General features: G+C 62.2%; 17 protein-coding genes. 6 read left to right on the top strand and 11 right to left on the bottom strand.

Annotated features, from left to right (window positions below):
• Positions 1 to 4: 4 nt before the first annotated feature.
• On the bottom strand, positions 5 to 322 hold the full coding sequence (locus ACFQ6Y_RS10850; protein ID WP_230814392.1) for a WhiB family transcriptional regulator: 318 nt from the start codon (positions 320 to 322) through the stop codon (positions 5 to 7).
• 52 nt (positions 323 to 374) lie between these two features.
• A complete protein-coding gene (locus ACFQ6Y_RS10845) occupies positions 375 to 626 on the bottom strand; it encodes a DUF3263 domain-containing protein (RefSeq protein ID WP_378543414.1) in 252 nt (83 codons plus the stop codon).
• A gap of 194 nt (positions 627 to 820) precedes the next feature.
• On the opposite strand from ACFQ6Y_RS10845, the gene ACFQ6Y_RS10840 reads away from it, so the two are divergent.
• On the top strand, positions 821 to 2,008 hold the full coding sequence (locus ACFQ6Y_RS10840; protein WP_378543411.1) for an ROK family protein: 1,188 nt from the start codon (positions 821 to 823) through the stop codon (positions 2,006 to 2,008).
• Positions 2,009 to 2,274: 266 nt separating this feature from the next.
• Positions 2,275 to 3,576 (top strand): MFS transporter, encoded by a 1,302-nt coding sequence (locus tag ACFQ6Y_RS10835; RefSeq protein WP_378631888.1) that lies wholly within the window; start codon positions 2,275 to 2,277, stop codon positions 3,574 to 3,576.
• 46 nt (positions 3,577 to 3,622) lie between these two features.
• On the opposite strand, the gene ACFQ6Y_RS10830 is transcribed toward ACFQ6Y_RS10835, so the two are convergent.
• From ACFQ6Y_RS10830 to ACFQ6Y_RS10790, 9 genes are all read right to left on the bottom strand, one after another.
• Positions 3,623 to 4,423 (bottom strand): crotonase/enoyl-CoA hydratase family protein, encoded by an 801-nt coding sequence (locus ACFQ6Y_RS10830; protein WP_378532499.1) that lies wholly within the window; start codon positions 4,421 to 4,423, stop codon positions 3,623 to 3,625.
• A 65-nt stretch (positions 4,424 to 4,488) separates the two neighbouring features.
• A complete protein-coding gene (locus tag ACFQ6Y_RS10825) occupies positions 4,489 to 5,469 on the bottom strand; it encodes an LLM class F420-dependent oxidoreductase (RefSeq protein ID WP_378631884.1) in 981 nt (326 codons plus the stop codon).
• A 49-nt stretch (positions 5,470 to 5,518) separates the two neighbouring features.
• The gene (locus tag ACFQ6Y_RS10820; protein WP_378631880.1) at positions 5,519 to 5,920 is read right to left on the bottom strand and encodes a nuclear transport factor 2 family protein; all 402 of its coding nucleotides are present in this window, start codon (positions 5,918 to 5,920) and stop codon (positions 5,519 to 5,521) included.
• Positions 5,917 to 7,638 (bottom strand): class I adenylate-forming enzyme family protein, encoded by a 1,722-nt coding sequence (locus tag ACFQ6Y_RS10815; protein ID WP_378631875.1) that lies wholly within the window; start codon positions 7,636 to 7,638, stop codon positions 5,917 to 5,919. Before ACFQ6Y_RS10815 ends, ACFQ6Y_RS10820 begins: the two co-directional genes overlap by 4 nt.
• A 13-nt stretch (positions 7,639 to 7,651) precedes the next feature.
• Entirely contained in the window at positions 7,652 to 8,935 is a 1,284-nt protein-coding gene (locus tag ACFQ6Y_RS10810; protein ID WP_378631871.1) for an ABC transporter substrate-binding protein, read from the bottom strand.
• 58 nt (positions 8,936 to 8,993) lie between these two features.
• Entirely contained in the window at positions 8,994 to 10,082 is a 1,089-nt protein-coding gene (locus ACFQ6Y_RS10805) for a branched-chain amino acid ABC transporter permease (protein ID WP_378631868.1), read from the bottom strand.
• Positions 10,079 to 10,975, bottom strand: coding sequence for a branched-chain amino acid ABC transporter permease (locus ACFQ6Y_RS10800; protein ID WP_378631863.1), 897 nt, complete (start codon positions 10,973 to 10,975; stop codon positions 10,079 to 10,081). The genes ACFQ6Y_RS10805 and ACFQ6Y_RS10800 overlap by 4 nt, the downstream gene beginning before the upstream one ends.
• Positions 10,976 to 10,978: 3 nt before the next feature.
• Positions 10,979 to 11,692, bottom strand: coding sequence for an ABC transporter ATP-binding protein (locus ACFQ6Y_RS10795; RefSeq protein ID WP_378446353.1), 714 nt, complete (start codon positions 11,690 to 11,692; stop codon positions 10,979 to 10,981).
• A complete protein-coding gene (locus tag ACFQ6Y_RS10790; RefSeq protein WP_378532487.1) occupies positions 11,689 to 12,492 on the bottom strand; it encodes an ABC transporter ATP-binding protein in 804 nt (267 codons plus the stop codon). Before ACFQ6Y_RS10790 ends, ACFQ6Y_RS10795 begins: the two co-directional genes overlap by 4 nt.
• 112 nt (positions 12,493 to 12,604) lie before the next feature.
• Between ACFQ6Y_RS10790 and ACFQ6Y_RS10785 the strand changes: the two genes are divergently transcribed.
• Genes ACFQ6Y_RS10785 through ACFQ6Y_RS10770 form a run of 4 tightly spaced genes read left to right on the top strand, consistent with a single transcriptional unit; the run spans position 12,605 to position 16,651 of the window.
• Positions 12,605 to 13,192, top strand: a complete 588-nt coding sequence (locus ACFQ6Y_RS10785; RefSeq protein ID WP_378631858.1) for a nuclear transport factor 2 family protein — start codon at positions 12,605 to 12,607, stop codon at positions 13,190 to 13,192.
• On the top strand, positions 13,189 to 13,959 hold the full coding sequence (locus ACFQ6Y_RS10780) for an SDR family oxidoreductase (protein WP_378631854.1): 771 nt from the start codon (positions 13,189 to 13,191) through the stop codon (positions 13,957 to 13,959). The genes ACFQ6Y_RS10785 and ACFQ6Y_RS10780 overlap by 4 nt, the downstream gene beginning before the upstream one ends.
• Entirely contained in the window at positions 13,956 to 15,011 is a 1,056-nt protein-coding gene (locus ACFQ6Y_RS10775; protein ID WP_378446350.1) for a dihydrodipicolinate reductase, read from the top strand. Before ACFQ6Y_RS10780 ends, ACFQ6Y_RS10775 begins: the two co-directional genes overlap by 4 nt.
• On the top strand, positions 15,008 to 16,651 hold the full coding sequence (locus ACFQ6Y_RS10770) for a long-chain-fatty-acid--CoA ligase (protein ID WP_378631850.1): 1,644 nt from the start codon (positions 15,008 to 15,010) through the stop codon (positions 16,649 to 16,651). Before ACFQ6Y_RS10775 ends, ACFQ6Y_RS10770 begins: the two co-directional genes overlap by 4 nt.
• The last annotated feature ends 61 nt before the right edge of the window (positions 16,652 to 16,712 follow it).

Here is a 16,712-nt window from a genome sequence, read left to right as displayed (position 1 = left end):
ACCTTCAGCTCGCGTTGGCGACCGCGGGCATCCGGTTGCTGCGCTTACGCAGCGATCGCACATATTCTGCGCGCTCGGTCTCCGTCATTCCACCCCAGATGCCGTACGGCTCGTGGACGGACAGTGCATGTTCGCGGCACTGCTGGAGTACAGGGCACGTCCCGCAGACCTTCTTGGCGTTGCGTTCACGGTTCTCGCGAGCATGTCCACGCTCGCCGTCCGGGTGGAAGTACACGGCGGAGTCGTGCCCACGGCATGCTCCCTGCAACTGCCAATCCCACACTTCGGCGGTCGGGTACGGCATCGGAAGGTGCTTGTGCATGATGGCGACCTCAATTCCTTACTCGGGTGAAACGGATTCGGGTGACTCGGAGCTACGCTGCGGACTTACCGGCGCCCGGCCGATTCGTCGATCGGCCGAGTCGATGCGCACAGACCGAAGCGAGTTCGCCGGCGACGGGCGGAGTCAGCGCTGCGACGCCGTCGTCGAGAATCGCCTGCAGCCTGCGGAAATACTCGTCCGGGGCGAGGCCGAAAGTTACGAAGATCTCTTCGTCGGGTCCACCGTCGAACTGCTGCCACTTACGTGCGAACTCGACGATCTCTTGTGTATCGGTGCGGCTCATCAGGTTCTCCCCTGTTTGTGCGCCCTGCTTCACAGAAACTGCGACTCGTCTCCTCGGACGCCCGTGGCAGTGAGTCAAGACACACACTATGCCTACTTCTGCTTTTGCACAAGACTTACTTAAGTCTTTTTGTGAACAAAGTAGGGCAACTTTCGCACGCTGAAGTTGCCGACAAGGAATGCTTGAATAGGACAATGACCCGACCGTCCACAACTCCGGCTACCGCAGGAGAGGTATTCACGCTGATACGCAGCGGTTCAGCGACCACTCGCAGCGAGATCGGGAAGCTCACCGGCCTGTCCAGGACAGCAGTATCGGCCAGGGTTGCGGCACTTCAATCGCTTGGATTGATCGCCGATGACGACGAGGGACCGTCGACGGGCGGACGGCCGCCGTCCACTCTCACGTTCGCAAAGGCGTCCGGCGTGGTTCTCGTCGTGGCGATCGGTCGATCGCGGGCACAACTTGCCGTCACCGACCTGGCGGGCACGATCCTCGCAGCGGAAGACATCGACAAGTCGGTCGGAGTCGGCCCGGACGAACTGATGCCCGAAATTGCCGAGCATCTCTCGTCACTCCTGGCCCGGGTCCAGCGCAAGTCCACCGAAGTCATCGGAGTAGGACTGAGCATTCCCGGAACCGTCGACGTCGCTGCAGGAGCCAGCCTCGATTCCCCGATGATGGCGGGATGGGACGGAGTTGCTCTTGCCCCCTACCTGGCATCGGTGACGACGGCACCGCTGTTCGCCGACAACGATGCCAACGTGATGGCTCTGGCCGAATTGAGCGAACGACGCGAGAGCGCGCCCAACCTCCTGATGATCAAGGCATCGACCGGCCTGGGCGCGGGAATCGTCCTGGGTGGAGTCCTCCAACGCGGTTCACTCGGAGCATCCGGCGAGATCGGGCACACGAAAACCGCTGCGGCGCGGGGCATGAAATGTCGGTGCGGCGACGTCGGCTGCGTCGAAACCGTCGCCAGCGGTTGGGCTCTCGTGCACGCCCTTCGAGATCAAGGTCGGAGCGTCGGGCATGTGCGTGACGTTGTCCGCCTCGCCCTGGACGGTGACAGCGAAGCCCGCCGGCTCATCAGAAGCAGCGGTCGACTGATCGGCGACGTCATTTCGGGCGCGGTCAACCTCCTCAATCCCGAGGTCCTGATCATCGGCGGCGACATGGCCGAGGCCGACGAACTCTTCCTCGCCGGGCTTCGAGAGTCCGTGTACGGCAATGCAACGGCGCTTGCCACCCGAAAGCTGCAGATCGCATCGGTCAGCCACGGCGCACAGTCCGGCATTCTCGGCTGCGCGGTTCTTGTCCTCGACCACCTACTCAGCGCTCGGGAAATCGACCTGCGCATTGCCGCGTCGCCCCAAAACTGAGCGCCCGATTTCTCGCACACTCCGCACCGGATAGTCAGACCTTTCCGACATCTCTTGTGCTGACGCTCACACTTCTGCATAATTCATTACCTACCGATCATTCGGTTGCCGATATCGACAATGGGATCGCGCAGGAACGCTCCGAATCAGCCAAAAGCATGCATCGAGCACACCGGCAACGTCGCAGATCGAACAGTATTTCTCCCCTGTTCCGACTTCGCAGTTCACCTCCTCGGTGGAACACGTGAATGGCAGAAAGTAGCTCGATGACCACAATCAGAACTGGCACCAAACCCGCCGCGAAGGAGTACGACCGCGCCGCGATGGCGTCGATGGTCGGCACCACCGTCGAGTGGTACGACTTCTTCATCTACGCCCAAGCCGCAGCGCTGATCTTTGCCGACCTGTTCTTCAAGCCGATGGGCTCAGCAGGTCAGATCGTCTCCTACGTCACGGTCGGCATCAGCTTCGTCTTCCGTCCACTCGGCGCCATAGTCGCCGGCTATCTCGGCGATCGACTCGGCCGAAAGCGCGTGCTGGTGGCAACTCTGGCAATGATGGGCGCCGCGACGGTCCTGATCGGCGTGCTGCCGACGTATGCCTCCATCGGAATCTGGGCGCCGATCCTGCTGATACTTCTCCGAATCGTGCAGGGATTCTCGACGGGCGGCGAATGGGGCGGGGCCGCTCTACTTGCCGTCGAACACGCACCCACCAAACGCCGAGGATTCTTCGGAGCATTCGTCCAGATGGGTGTACCGCTCGGAATGTTGCTCGCCACCGGTGTTTTGGCACTGTGCACGTTCACCCTCACGGAAGAACAGTTCACCACCTGGGGATGGCGAGTGCCGTTCCTGCTCAGCGTCGTGTTGATCGGCGTCGGCTTCTACATCCGAAGCCGGGTCAGCGAGTCACCTGTATTCGCCGAACTCAAGGAACGCCGCTCCGAGAGCAATACGCCTATCCGCACGCTGTTCAAGAAGCACCCGAAGCAGGTCGTACTCGCAGCCCTGTCCTTCATCGGCACAAACGGCAACGGCTACATGGTGATCGGTGGATTCATCGTCGCGTACGCAACCAAGACGTACGGTCTGGGTAAGACGGAACTCCTGATTGCCACGCTCGCCAGTGCCGTCACATGGGGTGTGTTCACCATGATCGGCGCCTACTGGTCGGACCGACGCGGCCGCACCACGGTAATGAACGCGGGCAACCTCGCGATGGTCCTGTTCGCGGTGCCGTTCTTCCTCCTCATCGACACCGGAAATCTCGGCTGGATCTATGTGGCGATGATTCTCTTCTCGGTTGGACTCGGGCTTTCGTACGGACCCCAACCGGCGTTGTTCGCCGAGCTGTTCCCGGCCTCGATCCGCTACAGCGGCGCGTCGATCTCCTACGCCGTCGGAACCATCTTCGGCGGCGCCTTCGCACCCACCGTCGCGCAGTGGCTCCTCGGCAAGACCGGTGGCACTCTGGCCATCTCGATCTACCTCGCTTTGCTGGCAGCGGTGTCATTCGTCGCCACGACGCTCATCAAAGACCGATCGGGACGAGATTTGATGCTGTGATCGACCTCGACGTGGACGCCGCACGGCGCCGCGATGCCGGAGTTCGTCAGCCGAACTTTCGAATGGCGAACTCCGGCAACTTCTTCACACCGTTCGCGGTGCGCACGATCTTGTGATTTTTACCCCTCATCAAAGCCAGTTGGATCCGTGATTCGATCCAAAATGCCCAGCGAGGCGATCGGTTCCAGGTCCTGTGCAACAACGTCTTCGTTGCTGCGACGGCGTCCGGCGAGCGAGTCATGATCTGCGACAGCAGTTCCTGCGCCGGCTTGATCGGGTTGTCGCTGACTCCGCTCACGAAACCCCACTCGAGAGCTTGATTTCCATCGAACAGTTCCGCCGTCATGGCGAGGCGTTTCACGACATCTATTGCCGCGAGTTCGCGCGTCGTGACCGTCCCGGTCATGTCTGGAATTAATCCCCACTTCGCCTCCATTACCGAGAACGTGCAATCAGGGGTGGCGAATCGAAAGTCTGCGGCGAGCGCCAATTGCAGTCCCCCGCCGAAACAGTGGCCGTGAACGATCGCGATGACCGGTACGGGCAATTCGCGCCATACCCAGCACGCGCGCTGAAACAAGTTGGTCTTCTGACCTGGAAACTTCGCAAAGGCCCTTGCCATCCGCCTCGGTTGCTTGCCGGCAGAAGCAAAATCCAATCCGGCAGAGAATGCGTCACCCGCGCCTTGCAGAACTACGCCCCGAATCGAACGATCGCTCTCGATCGTTCGAGCGGCATTCACCAGCGCGTCGAGCATGTCCAGATCGAGACCGTTGAGTTTCTCCGGCCGGTTCAACGTCACGTACGCCACCGACTGCACTATCTCGACACGAACACGATCACTCACGGCAACTCCTCCGATTCGACATATCCCCGACGAACTTACCTGAGAGTAAGTTCTTCGGGGATTCGTCATGCCATCTCGGCGAGAAGTTCCATGGTCACTTGCCCGGCCGGGTCCGAATCAGTGGATGACGGCACGGCCACAACGGTGTCCACGCCCGCCGCTCGGTACGCCGCGAGTTGCGCGCGAGCGTCGGCCGCTGTTCCCACTATTCCCACCGTCGCCACCATGGCGTCGGAGACCTGACTCAAGAGCTCTCGCGGCGCGGCCCCGGCCCTCGCTGCCTCGATCACGTCCGCGAAGCCGGCACGGACGAACATGTCCGAGTACCCGGGGGCAGCGAGATACGGCACAAGCCCACGTCTGAGTTGATCGATCGACACCTGCGACGGTCCATGCTCGGCGACAGCAGCCGGTGCCCACACCGACACGACGGGCATGCCCGTTTTCAACTCGGCCGCGATCTCCTTGCATCGCGAGATCAGACGACCGGCCTGCTCCGCGCTCACCAGATTGAGCACCAGTTCGTCACCCAACTCCACGGCGGCCCGAAGCGCCTTGTCTCCGAATGCCGCAACGATCAACCGGCCGCCCGGCGGCTGAAGTCGCAGTCGGTATCCACTGGTGCGCACCACAGTGCCGGCGACTTCGCCGCGCTCGCCGTTCATCAGCGCTCGCACACCGCGGGCGGACTCCGCGAGCGCACGTGCTGCCCCGGATCTACTTCGCCCATGCCATTTTTCGACCACGACAGTGCTGGACGTTCCCAACGCGATCGACACGTGACGCCCGGTCAAGTCCGCTACCGACGCCGCCCCGATCGCGATCATCGCCGGATCACGAACCGTCACTGCCAGCGGACCGACCACCAACTCGGAGTGCTCGAAGCCGGTGCCAACCGACGTAGCCAGCGCAAATGCGTCGTACGTCGCCATCTCTCCCACCCACACTCGGCCGAACCCCAGTTTGTCGGCAAGACGCGCAGTGGCGGTCACCTCGCGCGGCGGACGGTCCTGCCACAACCCCAGGGAGATGTCGACAGTGGGCAATCCTCGCTCTGAAGTCCCGCTACTCGAAATCCCGCTACTCGAAATCCCGCTATTCGAAATCGGAGACAAGACCCATTCCCTTCAACAGTGTCGGGCGGTCGTAGTATTCGAGCCACTCGGTGATCCGTCCGTCTGCCATGGTGAGGATTCCGACAACAGGCACGACGCCGTAGGTACCGTCGAAGTGGAAGTCGTCGACTCTCTGCACGAATACCCTGCCGCCGATCACGCCGAGAGACTCGATCTTCAGCGTGATCCTTTCACACTTGCTTGCCAGCAATGCAATTCGGCCCGCGACGGCCTCTTTGCCGACAAGCGGTTCCTGCATCACGCTGTGGAGCACACCGTCCTCGGCAAACAGGTCGACGACGCGTGTCCAATCCATGACGTCCCAGGCCTGGAACATCTCACGCGCCAGCGCAAGTTTTTCACTGTCGTTCATCACACTCATGCCACACTCTTCTGTCGAAGTTCACGCTTGAGGATCTTTCCGGTCGAATTGCGCGGCAACTCTTTCCGAATCTCCAGCCGTTCGGGAAGCTTGTACGACGCGATGCGCTTGTCCTTCAGGAACGCGACCAGAGCGTCCAGTTCGAGTTCCGTCTCGGGCCGCAGCGTGACCACTGCCGCCACACGCTCACCGAGCACTTCGTCGGGGTCGCCGATGACGGCCACATCCGCAACTGCCGGGTGCTCGGCGATCAATCCCTCCAGTTCGGCTGGGGCGATGTTCATTCCGCCGCGGATCACGAGATCCTTGCCTCGATCCAGGTAGCGGAGGAACTGCCCCTGATCACCGGCGATCTCGAAGATATCTCCGGTGCAGAGGAATCCGCGTTCGTCGAACGGCGACGGTCGATCGCCGAGATAGCCGGCGAAGACAGTCGGTCCACTGATTCGCAACTCACCCGGGTGTCCGACTTCGGTGATGTCCTCGCCGGTGACCACGTCGACCAAGCGCACGTCCATCCAGTCCGAGATCCTGGTGCTCCAACGGAAGCTTTCGACACCGAAGCGGGGGAAGTACCGTGCGCGGTCGTCCGGATCCGGCATGTCCGCAGGCGAGGAGAGCAGACTGATGCCTTCGTTTGATCCGAAAAAGTTGATGACTCCGATTCCGTATCGCTCCTGCCACCCCCGCACCATCGGAGGTTGTAGTGGCACCGAACCCGAACCGATCCGCGTCAAGCTCGACAGGTCGACCGCCGCGAGCATCGACTCGTCGGCGAGCAGCATCCACAACAGCGCAGGCGGCGCTACCGTGTACGTCACTCGCTCGGCCTCGATCTGTCCGAGGAACACTCGAAGGTCGAACGGGTGGTGCTGTACCAGTACACATCCCGTGCGGAGCCACGGCAGGAACATTCCGTTGATTCCGGCCATGTTGACCATCGGGAACGGGTTCAACAAGACGTCGCCGACGACGATGTCGGGAGCGTCGATCGTGGCCCAGCAGATGGCCAGCCACTCGTAGTGCGAACGTGGGACCCCCTTCGGTTCGCTTTCGGTCCCGGAGGTCCAACAGATCGTCATCGCATCGTTGGGGTCGTTGGGATCTTCGGTGTTTCGTTCCTCCAGTTCACTGCGCTGTGCTTCGGTGGCAGTCCGAGGACTCAGTCCCACGACGCCGGCGGGAAGCTGAGCCGCAAGCTCGGACGCGGGAGCGTAGGCGAACACCGATCTCAGAGAAGGAATCCGGGATCTGATTGCAGCGATCTCCGTAGCGGGGAGTCTGTCACCGAAACTGGGTACGGTGACAAATGCTGCAAACGCCGCCTGGTTTGCCATTCCTTCCACTTCACGTTCGCGGTACTGCATCGGCAAGGGTGAGACCACGATCCCCAGCGACCACGCTGCAAGATAAACCTCGACCAGTTCGACGGTGTTCGGCATCTGCACGCCCAGAACATCTCCCCGGCCCAAACCCACCTCGGAGAAGCGGGCAGCGAGCGCGATGACTTCGCTCTCCAGTTGGTTCCAACTGAGGCGTCGTGGATCTCCCCCGGACAGCTCGCTCCGGTTCGCCGGATCAACTACCGCGAGTTCGTCGCCGCGGACCCGCACCTGCGCCCGGAACACCTGATCGATCGTCTCGTCGGACCACCACCCCTTCGAGGTGTATTCGTCCACCTTGCCGCGAGGATGCAATCCCCTGTGTGTCTTGTTCATGCGCGCACTCGCCTCAGTTCTCGTAACGGCCGGAAATGTCGATCACGTCGCCCTGCTTCTCGAATGCCTGAGTAGCGGCATTCCACTCGAACGGCTGGAATGCCAAGATGCCCAGCGCATGATCGGCGGTCATGGTGAACTTGATTCCGTCGATGAACATCGGCGGGTGGTAGTCCTGCGTACGCGCGGCACTCATGATGGTGGCGCGAGAGAGTCCGTCAGAAGACTCGGAGGCCCGAGTGAAGTTGTCCACCAACAGGTCACCGATGGCCCATCCGTTCACGGTGTAACTGTTGGTCGGGGAATCGGCACCGTGAGCAGCTGCACCCGCTAGGTAGTCACGTACCGCCGCATCGTCCTTGTAGAGAGCGTTGTTGGGATCCTTGAGCCACACCATCACCTGCTGCCCGTCTGCAGCATCACCGGCGGGCGCGTACAGGGTCGCACCGTCGACGCAGTTCGACGGCTGAATCACGGTGTCGGGCTTCCATCCGACACGTCCGATCGCCTGAGTGATCGCGAGGCAGTCAGTGGTGACACCAGCTACCACCAACACCTCGGCGCCACTGGCCTTGAGGGTCGATGCCGCCGTCTTGGGGTCGGTCAACGCCTCCTCGGCAGCGATCTCGAAGTTGGTTCCTTCGATCGCCGACTTGAAGCCGTTGGCGATTCCCTGTCCCGACTCGGTCTGGTTCGTAGCCAATGCGACCTTGGCGCCGTCCGGATACTTCTTCTTCAGGCTCTCGACGACTACTTCCATCTCGATGCCCGGATCCGGGAGATACTCCGTTGTCCACGGGAAGTCTTCGATGACCCGGAACTCCGGCATCCCTGCCTGCGCAAACAGCAGTGGCACACAGGCAGTGGTCTGATCGTCCGCGACGGCGTTCAACTGGCCGGCTCCGAACGTGCCCAGAACGTCGACCTTGTCCTTCTGAATGAACTCTCCGACATTGGCTTTGGCCCGTTCCGGAGAGAAGGCATCGTCCTTGACCACCACGTCGAGTTTGACACCGCCGACACCTCCGGCCGCGTTCGCCACCTCGAACCGTGCTCGCATTCCTTCGATCACGTTGCCGACGGCGTCGGCGAGCGGGCCGGACGTCGGCCCACTCCATCCCACCGTCAGTTTGTCGGTGATCGGCGCTGCGGCACCGCTGGGATCGCTGCAGTCGTCGACCGAGACTGCGCCGGCTGATGTCGACGTGTTGCTCTCTGCATCGGAGCTACCTCCGCAGGCCGTAAGGAGTAGTGCCGCAGCGGCGATGACTGCGGGAATCGTGGTCTGCTTTTTCATGTCGTCCAGTTCCTTGCTGTGAGTCGAGAGAAACGAGAGTGGGCGAGGGAGATGTTGTTCAGGCGCGAGGCTCGCCTTCGCGATACTTGGGATGATCTGCGGGAACCACGAGGATGAATCGTCGTAGGACGCTGTTGATCCGGCCGACGATTCCGTCCGGCATCAAGAACACGATCGCGATAAGCACCGCGCCGAACACCACTCCCGACACGGGGCCGTCGGTGACGCTTCCGGTGTAGTACGGCAGGAACACCACTGCCGTTGCCCCCACGATCGGGCCGAATTGGGTTGCGATTCCGCCCAACACCAGCCCGGTGATGAACTCGATCGACTTCATCAGCGAGAAGGATTCCGGCGAGAGCGCGCCGATGTACATCGTGAAGAGCGAACCTCCCAGGCCGGTGATCGCGCCGGAAAGCCCGAAAGCGAGAATCTTGACCCGCGCGACGTTGATGCCGTTTGCGCTCGCCGCAATCTCGTTGTCGCGCACCGCGACCATAGCCAGACGGAATCGACTCTTGACGAGATTGCGAATCAGGAGCATGACAATTGCCAGCGTCACGACCGACACCCAGAAGATCCAGAGATAGGTGTCCGCGCGAGTCAAACCAGTCCATTTCGGCGGGACCAGTAGATTTGCACGAACCACCATTCCGGCAGCACCACCGGTCAGATCGCCGGTCTTGCGGATCACTTCGGGAAACGCCACAGCGACAGCGAGTGTCACGAGAGCCAGATACAGCCCCTTGATCCGCAACGACGGAAGACCGACGAGAAGCCCTAGTACAAAACATAATACGACTGCCATCGGGATCGTGGTCAACGGCGAGTATCCGCGATCGACGATCAGCACGCCGGTCGTGTACGCGCCGAGGCCGAAGAAGGCAGAATGCCCGATCGACAGCAGTCCCGTGTATCCGCTGACGATATTCAGTCCCGCAATGGCAATCGCGATGATGAAGACGCTCGTGAACTGCCCTACGCGAAACGGCGCACTTTGTGAAGCGAGAAGCAAAGCACAGACGGCTGCCACCAACAGACCAATTTGGAGTAACCGGTACGACGTCGATCCGGCGACCACCACACGCGGCTGCCTGACCGCCTTTTCGGCGACGGCGGGTTCATTTCTCTCGGCAAGCGTCGTCATACTCGCTCCAGTTTCTTGGTTCCGAACAGTCCATTGGGTCTGACGAAGAGGATCACCACGATGATCAGCAGAGCGGATGTCTGCTGAAGCGAACCGCCGATGGCCGAAATATAGCCGCTGAGCATCGATTCCAGGACACCGATCGTCAACCCACCGACCACGGCACCGACAAGACTGTCGAGTCCTCCGAACAGTGCGGCCGCAGATGCTGCGATGAAGATCGGAAACATGGTCGTGAGACCGAGTTGTTGCGGCGAGAGCGGAGTGACCAGGACACCGGCCAGTGCGCCGATCGCTGCCGCAACACCCCAACCGATTGCGAGTATCCGGCTGGTCGAAACTCCGGCCAGGGTTGCCGATTCGGCGTTGTCCGCGACAGCGCGCATGTGCAGACCAACCCTGGTCTTGCGAAAGAGCAAGGACATCAACACAAGTAGGACAACCAGCGCCACGAGTACACCCAGCGCGTCGCCGTACACACGCGCACCGCCCACCGAGATGTAATCGGTCGGACCGTTGGGGAACGGACTCGGCATGATCTTCGTATCGCTCCCCCACAGCATTCCGGCCAACGAGTTGAGCCCGGTGAACAATCCCAGTGCCACGATCAGCACGGCCATGTCGCTTCTCCGCTGAACCGGCCGGATCAGCAGGCGCTCCATCAATGCACCGAGCAGGAAGCCGAGAGCGAGAGCCGCTCCGATCGCGCCCCAGATCGGCCAGGACATCGTCGTGAGCCACCACGCCACGAAGGTCGTGAACAGGGCCAACTCGCCCTGAGCGAAGTTGATCGTGCCGGTGGCGCGGAACACCACGACCAGTGCGAGGGCGAGAATTGCGTAGATGGACCCGTTGGTCAATCCGGAGATGAGTCGTTCGAGAAAGAGTGTCACCGTTTACTCCTGGTACCCGAGGTAAGCGCTGCGCACGACGTCGTCGGAACGAAATTCCTCGGGCGTTCCGGCAGCGACGATGGTGCCTACGTCGAGCAGGAAGACCTTCGACGCGAGTTTCATTGCGAGGTCGGCATTCTGTTCCACGATCAGCAGTGCAGTTCCGTCGCTGCGGTTGATCGCACCGAGCGTGTCGAACAATTCGGCGATGACGATGGGTGCCAGCCCCAGGCTGGGTTCGTCGCATAGAAGCAGTGTGGGACGGCTCATCAATGCGCGTGCGACCGCGAGCATCTGCTGTTCGCCGCCCGAGAGTGAGCCCGCCAGTTGCGTCGAGCGACGACCGAGTACCGGAAACGTCTCGCACCACCGCTCGATGTCGGCTGCGATCTCCGCCTTGTCCTTACGCAACGCAGCGCCGACGAGCAGGTTGTCGCGGACGGACAGTTGACCGAGAGTTCCGCGGCCTTGCGGGACGAGGCTCACGCCGGCAGCCACGGCGCGTTCCGGTTTGGACCCCAACGGCGAACCGTTGAAGGTGATCGTTCCCTGATGCGGAATCAACCCGGCCAGCGCACGCATCATGGTGGTCTTTCCGGCGCCGTTCGCACCGAGAACAACAGCGACCCCACCAGGTTCGACGTCGAGCGAAACCCCGTGCAGTACATTGCCGCGCCCGTAGCCGGCATGCAGATCGTCGACCTTCAACAGCGTCATGCGGCACGTCCCAGGTACGCGTTGATCACGGCGTCATCCTGCTGGATCTGCGCCGGAGTGCCCTCGGCAATCTTGTGACCGAAGTTCAGGGCGACAACGTGATCGGAGATCCCGAGCACCAATCCCATGTGGTGTTCGACCAGAAGCGCACCGAAGCCGAAATCGTCGCGGAGGGAGACGATCAGTTCTCCCAGTTCCTTGACTTCACTGTGCGTGAGCCCACCGGCAGGTTCGTCCAGCAGGAGCAGCGACGGCTCGGACATCAATGCTCGCGCCAGTTCGACGCGCTTGAGTGTTCCGAACGGAAGGCCTGCCGCAGGTGCGTTCGCGACGTCGACGAGTTCGAGGCGTTCGAGCAGATACCAGGCCTTCTCTCGCAGTTCTCGGACTCGAGCGCGCGCTGGAGGCCAGCCGAGAAGCCCGCTCGCCAGTCCGAAGCGACCCCGAGACGACCCGCCGACCATGGTGTTGTCGAAGACGCTCATGCCGCTGAACAGTGCGAGATTCTGGAAGGTTCGAGCGATCCCGGCCGAGGCGAGCGCATAGGGGCGCAGCCCGAGTAGATCGGTTCCCTGCCAGGTGATGACGCCCCGGCTCGGCTCGTAAATCCTTGTGATGCAGTTGAACAGCGTGGTCTTACCAGCGCCGTTGGGTCCGATGAGCCCGCATATCTGTCCGGCGCGGACGTCGAAGCCGACGTCGTCGAGAGCGGTGACACCGCCGAATTCGATCGATACGCCGGAAAGCGTGAGTACGACCGGGTCATTCGCGGGTTGTGCGGGTGGTGTGGTTCCAAGCATTGGTTCACCTCCTCGTGACACTTCAATTAGCAGTGTGATAGAGATTACTACAGTAAGCAGAGGCACTCCGTCAACGTGCGGCTCCGCTCCGGGGCCGAGAAGGGACATCATCGTGAGGTCCAACGACATTCGCGAAGTCGATACCGGCGGGGGCCCGGGCACTCGGGAGTACAGCCCGATCGAAGCCCTCGTCGCCAAGCAGGAAATCTACGAAGTTCTGGCGCGTTTCCTCCGAGCCGCAGATCGCGGCGACGTCGAGGACGCCCGGCAGTGCTACCTACCCGGCGCAACCGAAGACCACGGCGGGGTCTTCACCGGCACTGCCGACGAGTACGTCGACCACATCGCCGGGGCCATAACGCACCCGCGGTCGCTGACGACCCACGCCCTGACCAACGTCTTGATCGAACTCGACGGGGACACCGCACGGGTCGAGTCCTACGTGCTCGCATTCGCACGAATCAAGCACTCGGACGGCATAGCCGACACACTCACCTCGGCGCGCTTGATCGACCGCTTCGGCTTCGAGGACGGCAGGTGGGGAATCCGCCACCGCGCACTGCGGTGGGACTGGAACCACGACATGGCCACTACCGAAGGCTGGATCTTCGGGATGCTCGCACCCGAATCGTCATTGAAGAAGAGCAAGAAATTTCCCGACGACCTCATCTACACCCGGCAGACACAGGAGAACTCATGACAACCTTTCGCGGAACTCCGGTCGAGGGTGCGACCGTCCTCGTCACCGGCGCCAATCGAGGCCTCGGGTTGGCCTTCGTCCAGCAGGCGAAGTTGATGGGCGCAGCCAAAATCTATGCGGGGGTGAGAAATCCCGACGAGGCACCGGCCGAGCTGCGAGCCACGGGAGTGCACATCGTCGAACTCGACGTGACCGATCCAGGACTCGTCGACGCAGCGGCCAGTGCGTGCGGTGACACCACGGTCGTCGTCAACAACGCCGGACTGTTCACCGGGAATCGGTTGATCGAGGCCGACGACCGAGACGCCGCTCGCGCCGAGATGGAGGTCAACTACTTCGGGCCTCTGACGATGATCCGAGCCTTCGCGCCGGTGCTCGCCGCCCGTGGCGGAGGATCGATAGTCAACGTCCTGTCGGTGGCCGCAATCGCTCCGACCGCTTTCATGGGTGGCTATTCACCGGCCAAGGCGGCGGCTCTGTCGCTCGGCGGAATCGCTCGCGCCGAACTCGAACCGCACGGCATCACCGTCACGTCGTTGATCGTCGGCAGCGTCGACACCCGCATGGCGTCACATGTGCAGGGCCACAAGGAAAACCCCCTCGACATCGCGGCAACCGGACTCGCCGCCATGCAACGCGGCGAGTGGACGTGCGACACCGATTTCATGGCAATCGACGCACGTGCGCGCCTGGCCCGCGACCCGATTCGGTACGAACGCGGACTGGGCAAGCTCCTCTTCGCCGGCGAACTGACCACCCGATCATGAGCGATCCGATTCGTGTTGCCCAGTGGGCGACCGGCGCCATCGGCAAGACGGCGCTGCGCGGAATCATCGATCGTCCCGACCTCGAGTTGGTCGGCCTGTACGTCTACAGCGACGCCAAGGCAGGTCGAGACGCCGGTGACATCGCCAGACGCGCACCGACGGGGGTGATCGCTACACGTGACGTGGACGAGATCATCCGCTCGCGCCCACAGGTTCTCATCCACAGTCCGCGGTTGCAGATTCCGTACGAACGCCACGACGACGATCTGTGCCGTCTGCTTCGAGCCGGGATCAACGTGATCACGACGGCCGGGCAGCACTTCCCCCGCGCACACGGCACCGAGCGCGAGCACATGTTCGCCCAAGCATGCAAGGAAGGCGATTCGACGCTCTACGGGGTTGGTGTGAGCCCAGGTGTCATCGGCGAGCGATTGGCGTTGGCTCTGACGGGAACATCGATCGAACTCGACCGAATCACGATCGACGAGGTGCTCGATGCTCGCGGCATGCCCGACCCCGACTTCGCGTTCACCGTCATGGGAATGGGCTCGCCCCCGGAGGAACTGGACGGAACCGGGCCGTTGCCCTCGCTGTACGCGTCGCTGTACCTCGAGACCATCGCGTTCATGTGCGAGCGCCTGGGCGTCACCTACGACGAGGTCGTCTCCGATCACAAGGCGCTTCCCGCGCGTACGGATCTCGACGTCGCTGCCGGACGCATTGCGGCCGGAACCGTCGGAACCACCGAATGGCGCTGGCACGCAATGGTCGACGGAAAGCAGTTCCTCACCCTCGCCATCATCTGGACCATGGAACCCGATCGCGAGGAATACGCGGAACGGGACCAATGGGAAGTCCACCTATTCGGCAAACCCGAGATCGTGATGACCGTCAATCTGGTCGAACCGCAAGATCCGAACAGTCGAACCACGGCCGGTCAATTCATCACCGCAGGCCCGGCACTACGCGCCGTCGAGCATGTACTCGCCGCTCCCGCCGGCATTTTCGAACCCCCTGTCTTTGCCCCCTTCAGATTGGAGCATTCAGCATGACAACTCAGCCGACGGCCGTAGATTCGACTGCCACCCGTGAAACTTCCGCCCGTGAAACTTCCGCCCCTGAACCTTCCGTGAACGCGCTCCTGCCCGACGGACGTCCCGTACAAAATCTGGAAGACCTACTCCGCAGCCGGGCCATTGCGACGCCGGACAGCACTGCCATCATCTCCGATGACGGTCGAACCAGCTTTCGCGAGCTGGACGTCGAAGCCAATCGAGTGGCGAATGCACTTCTGCGCGATGGTGTTCGACCCGGCGACCGGGTGGCGTACATCGGCGCCAACGCACCGTCCTTCCTCTCCGCCTTGTACGGATCTTCGAAGATGGGCTCGATTCTGACGGCCGTCAATAATCGACTGGCACCGGGTGAGGTCGACTACATCCTGAGCAACAGCGAGCCGACCGTCGTCGTCATCGGAGCAGGCGATGAGGGCCTCTCCGACGTCGCGGCGGCGGTCGGTAGCGTCCGAACCGTCGTCACAGTCGACGGCGCCGGAAACTCGGTCTCGTGGAACGACTGGCTGGCCGGTGTCGGGGACGAAGATCCAGGGTCGTCGCGCCGTCCCGACGACACAGCGCTGATCTTCTACTCGTCGGGAACCACCGGTCACCCCAAGGGAATCGAGCTCACCGGCGCCAACCTCGGCCGAGCCCTCGCCACCATGTATCACCTGCTCGATCTCGACACCGACTCCGTGGCTATGTGCCCGGTTCCGTTCTTTCACGTCGCGGGGCTCGGTCTTGCCCTCGTCACGACGCTCAGCGGTGGCGCTCTACTTCTCGAGACCATCGCCGGGCCTCTCGAACTCGTCGCGCTGATGCAGGAGTACAAGGTCACGCATGCGGTCGCCGTTCCCGCGGTGATCAGCGTCCTGACCTCCCTTCCTGCTGTGCGCGAGGCAGATTGGAGTGCCCTGCAGTTCCTGGTCTACGGAGCCGCGCCGATGCCACTGCCCCTGTTGCAAGATGCGACGAAGGTATTCGGATGTAGTTTCCTGCAGGCATACGGACTCACCGAGTCAACCGGCGGCGTCACCATGTTGACGCCCGACGACCATCGGGCGACCGACGAGTCGACCGCGCATCGGTTGAAGTCCGTCGGGCAGCCGATGTTCGGCGTACCCATCCGCATCGTCGATCCCGTGACGCTCGATGACGTCCCGGTCGGTAGCCGCGGCGAGGTCGTCATCGGCGGCGCTCACGTCATGAAGCGCTACTGGCGCAACGAGGCAGCGACGGCGGCCACCATGTTGGACGGAGACTGGCTCCGAACTGGAGACGGAGGATCGTTCGACGAGGACGGTTACCTCTACCTCCACGACCGTCTCAAGGACATGATCGTCTCCGGCGGTGAGAACGTCTATCCCGCCGAGGTGGAGAGCGTTCTCTCGGGGCACCCTGGAATCCGGGAGGTCGCAGTGGTCGGCGTTCACTCCGATCGCTGGGGTGAGACTCCCATTGCGGTGGTCGTTCGAGCCGGCGATTCTGGTGCCACCGAAGCTGAGATCATCGAGTGGTCACGCAAGCGGCTGGCTCACTTCAAGTGCCCCAGTGCAGTTCGGTTCGTCGAGGAGCTGCCACGCAACGCGAGTGGAAAGCTTCTCAAGACTCGCTTGCGGCAGGACTTCGCCTGAGTCCATGACAAGAAATCGGGGCCGATCGCTTCGAGCGATCGGCCCCGCTTTCTGTCGTTCG

The organism is Rhodococcus sp. NPDC056516 (assembly GCF_042794655.1).
Classification (GTDB): Bacteria; Actinomycetota; Actinomycetes; order Mycobacteriales; family Mycobacteriaceae; genus Rhodococcus_F.
Note: the sequence above shows the minus strand (reverse complement) of the source record. Positions and strands in the feature narration are given on the sequence as shown.

What these genes read in the sequence shown, in the direction of transcription:
- ACFQ6Y_RS10845 (WP_378543414.1), bottom strand. Translation starts at nt 626, where the DNA reads ATGAGCCGCACCGATACACAAGAGATCGTCGAGTTCGCACGTAAGTGG.
- ACFQ6Y_RS10775 (WP_378446350.1), top strand. Translation starts at nt 13,956, where the DNA reads ATGAGCGATCCGATTCGTGTTGCCCAGTGGGCGACCGGCGCCATCGGC.
- ACFQ6Y_RS10790 (WP_378532487.1), bottom strand. Translation starts at nt 12,492, where the DNA reads ATGCTTGGAACCACACCACCCGCACAACCCGCGAATGACCCGGTCGTA.
- ACFQ6Y_RS10840 (WP_378543411.1), top strand. Translation starts at nt 821, where the DNA reads ATGACCCGACCGTCCACAACTCCGGCTACCGCAGGAGAGGTATTCACG.
- ACFQ6Y_RS10820 (WP_378631880.1), bottom strand. Translation starts at nt 5,920, where the DNA reads ATGAGTGTGATGAACGACAGTGAAAAACTTGCGCTGGCGCGTGAGATG.
- ACFQ6Y_RS10795 (WP_378446353.1), bottom strand. Translation starts at nt 11,692, where the DNA reads ATGACGCTGTTGAAGGTCGACGATCTGCATGCCGGCTACGGGCGCGGC.
- ACFQ6Y_RS10850 (WP_230814392.1), bottom strand. Translation starts at nt 322, where the DNA reads ATGCACAAGCACCTTCCGATGCCGTACCCGACCGCCGAAGTGTGGGAT.
- ACFQ6Y_RS10835 (WP_378631888.1), top strand. Translation starts at nt 2,275, where the DNA reads ATGACCACAATCAGAACTGGCACCAAACCCGCCGCGAAGGAGTACGAC.
- ACFQ6Y_RS10780 (WP_378631854.1), top strand. Translation starts at nt 13,189, where the DNA reads ATGACAACCTTTCGCGGAACTCCGGTCGAGGGTGCGACCGTCCTCGTC.
- ACFQ6Y_RS10770 (WP_378631850.1), top strand. Translation starts at nt 15,008, where the DNA reads ATGACAACTCAGCCGACGGCCGTAGATTCGACTGCCACCCGTGAAACT.
- ACFQ6Y_RS10815 (WP_378631875.1), bottom strand. Translation starts at nt 7,638, where the DNA reads ATGAACAAGACACACAGGGGATTGCATCCTCGCGGCAAGGTGGACGAA.
- ACFQ6Y_RS10810 (WP_378631871.1), bottom strand. Translation starts at nt 8,935, where the DNA reads ATGAAAAAGCAGACCACGATTCCCGCAGTCATCGCCGCTGCGGCACTA.
- ACFQ6Y_RS10805 (WP_378631868.1), bottom strand. Translation starts at nt 10,082, where the DNA reads ATGACGACGCTTGCCGAGAGAAATGAACCCGCCGTCGCCGAAAAGGCG.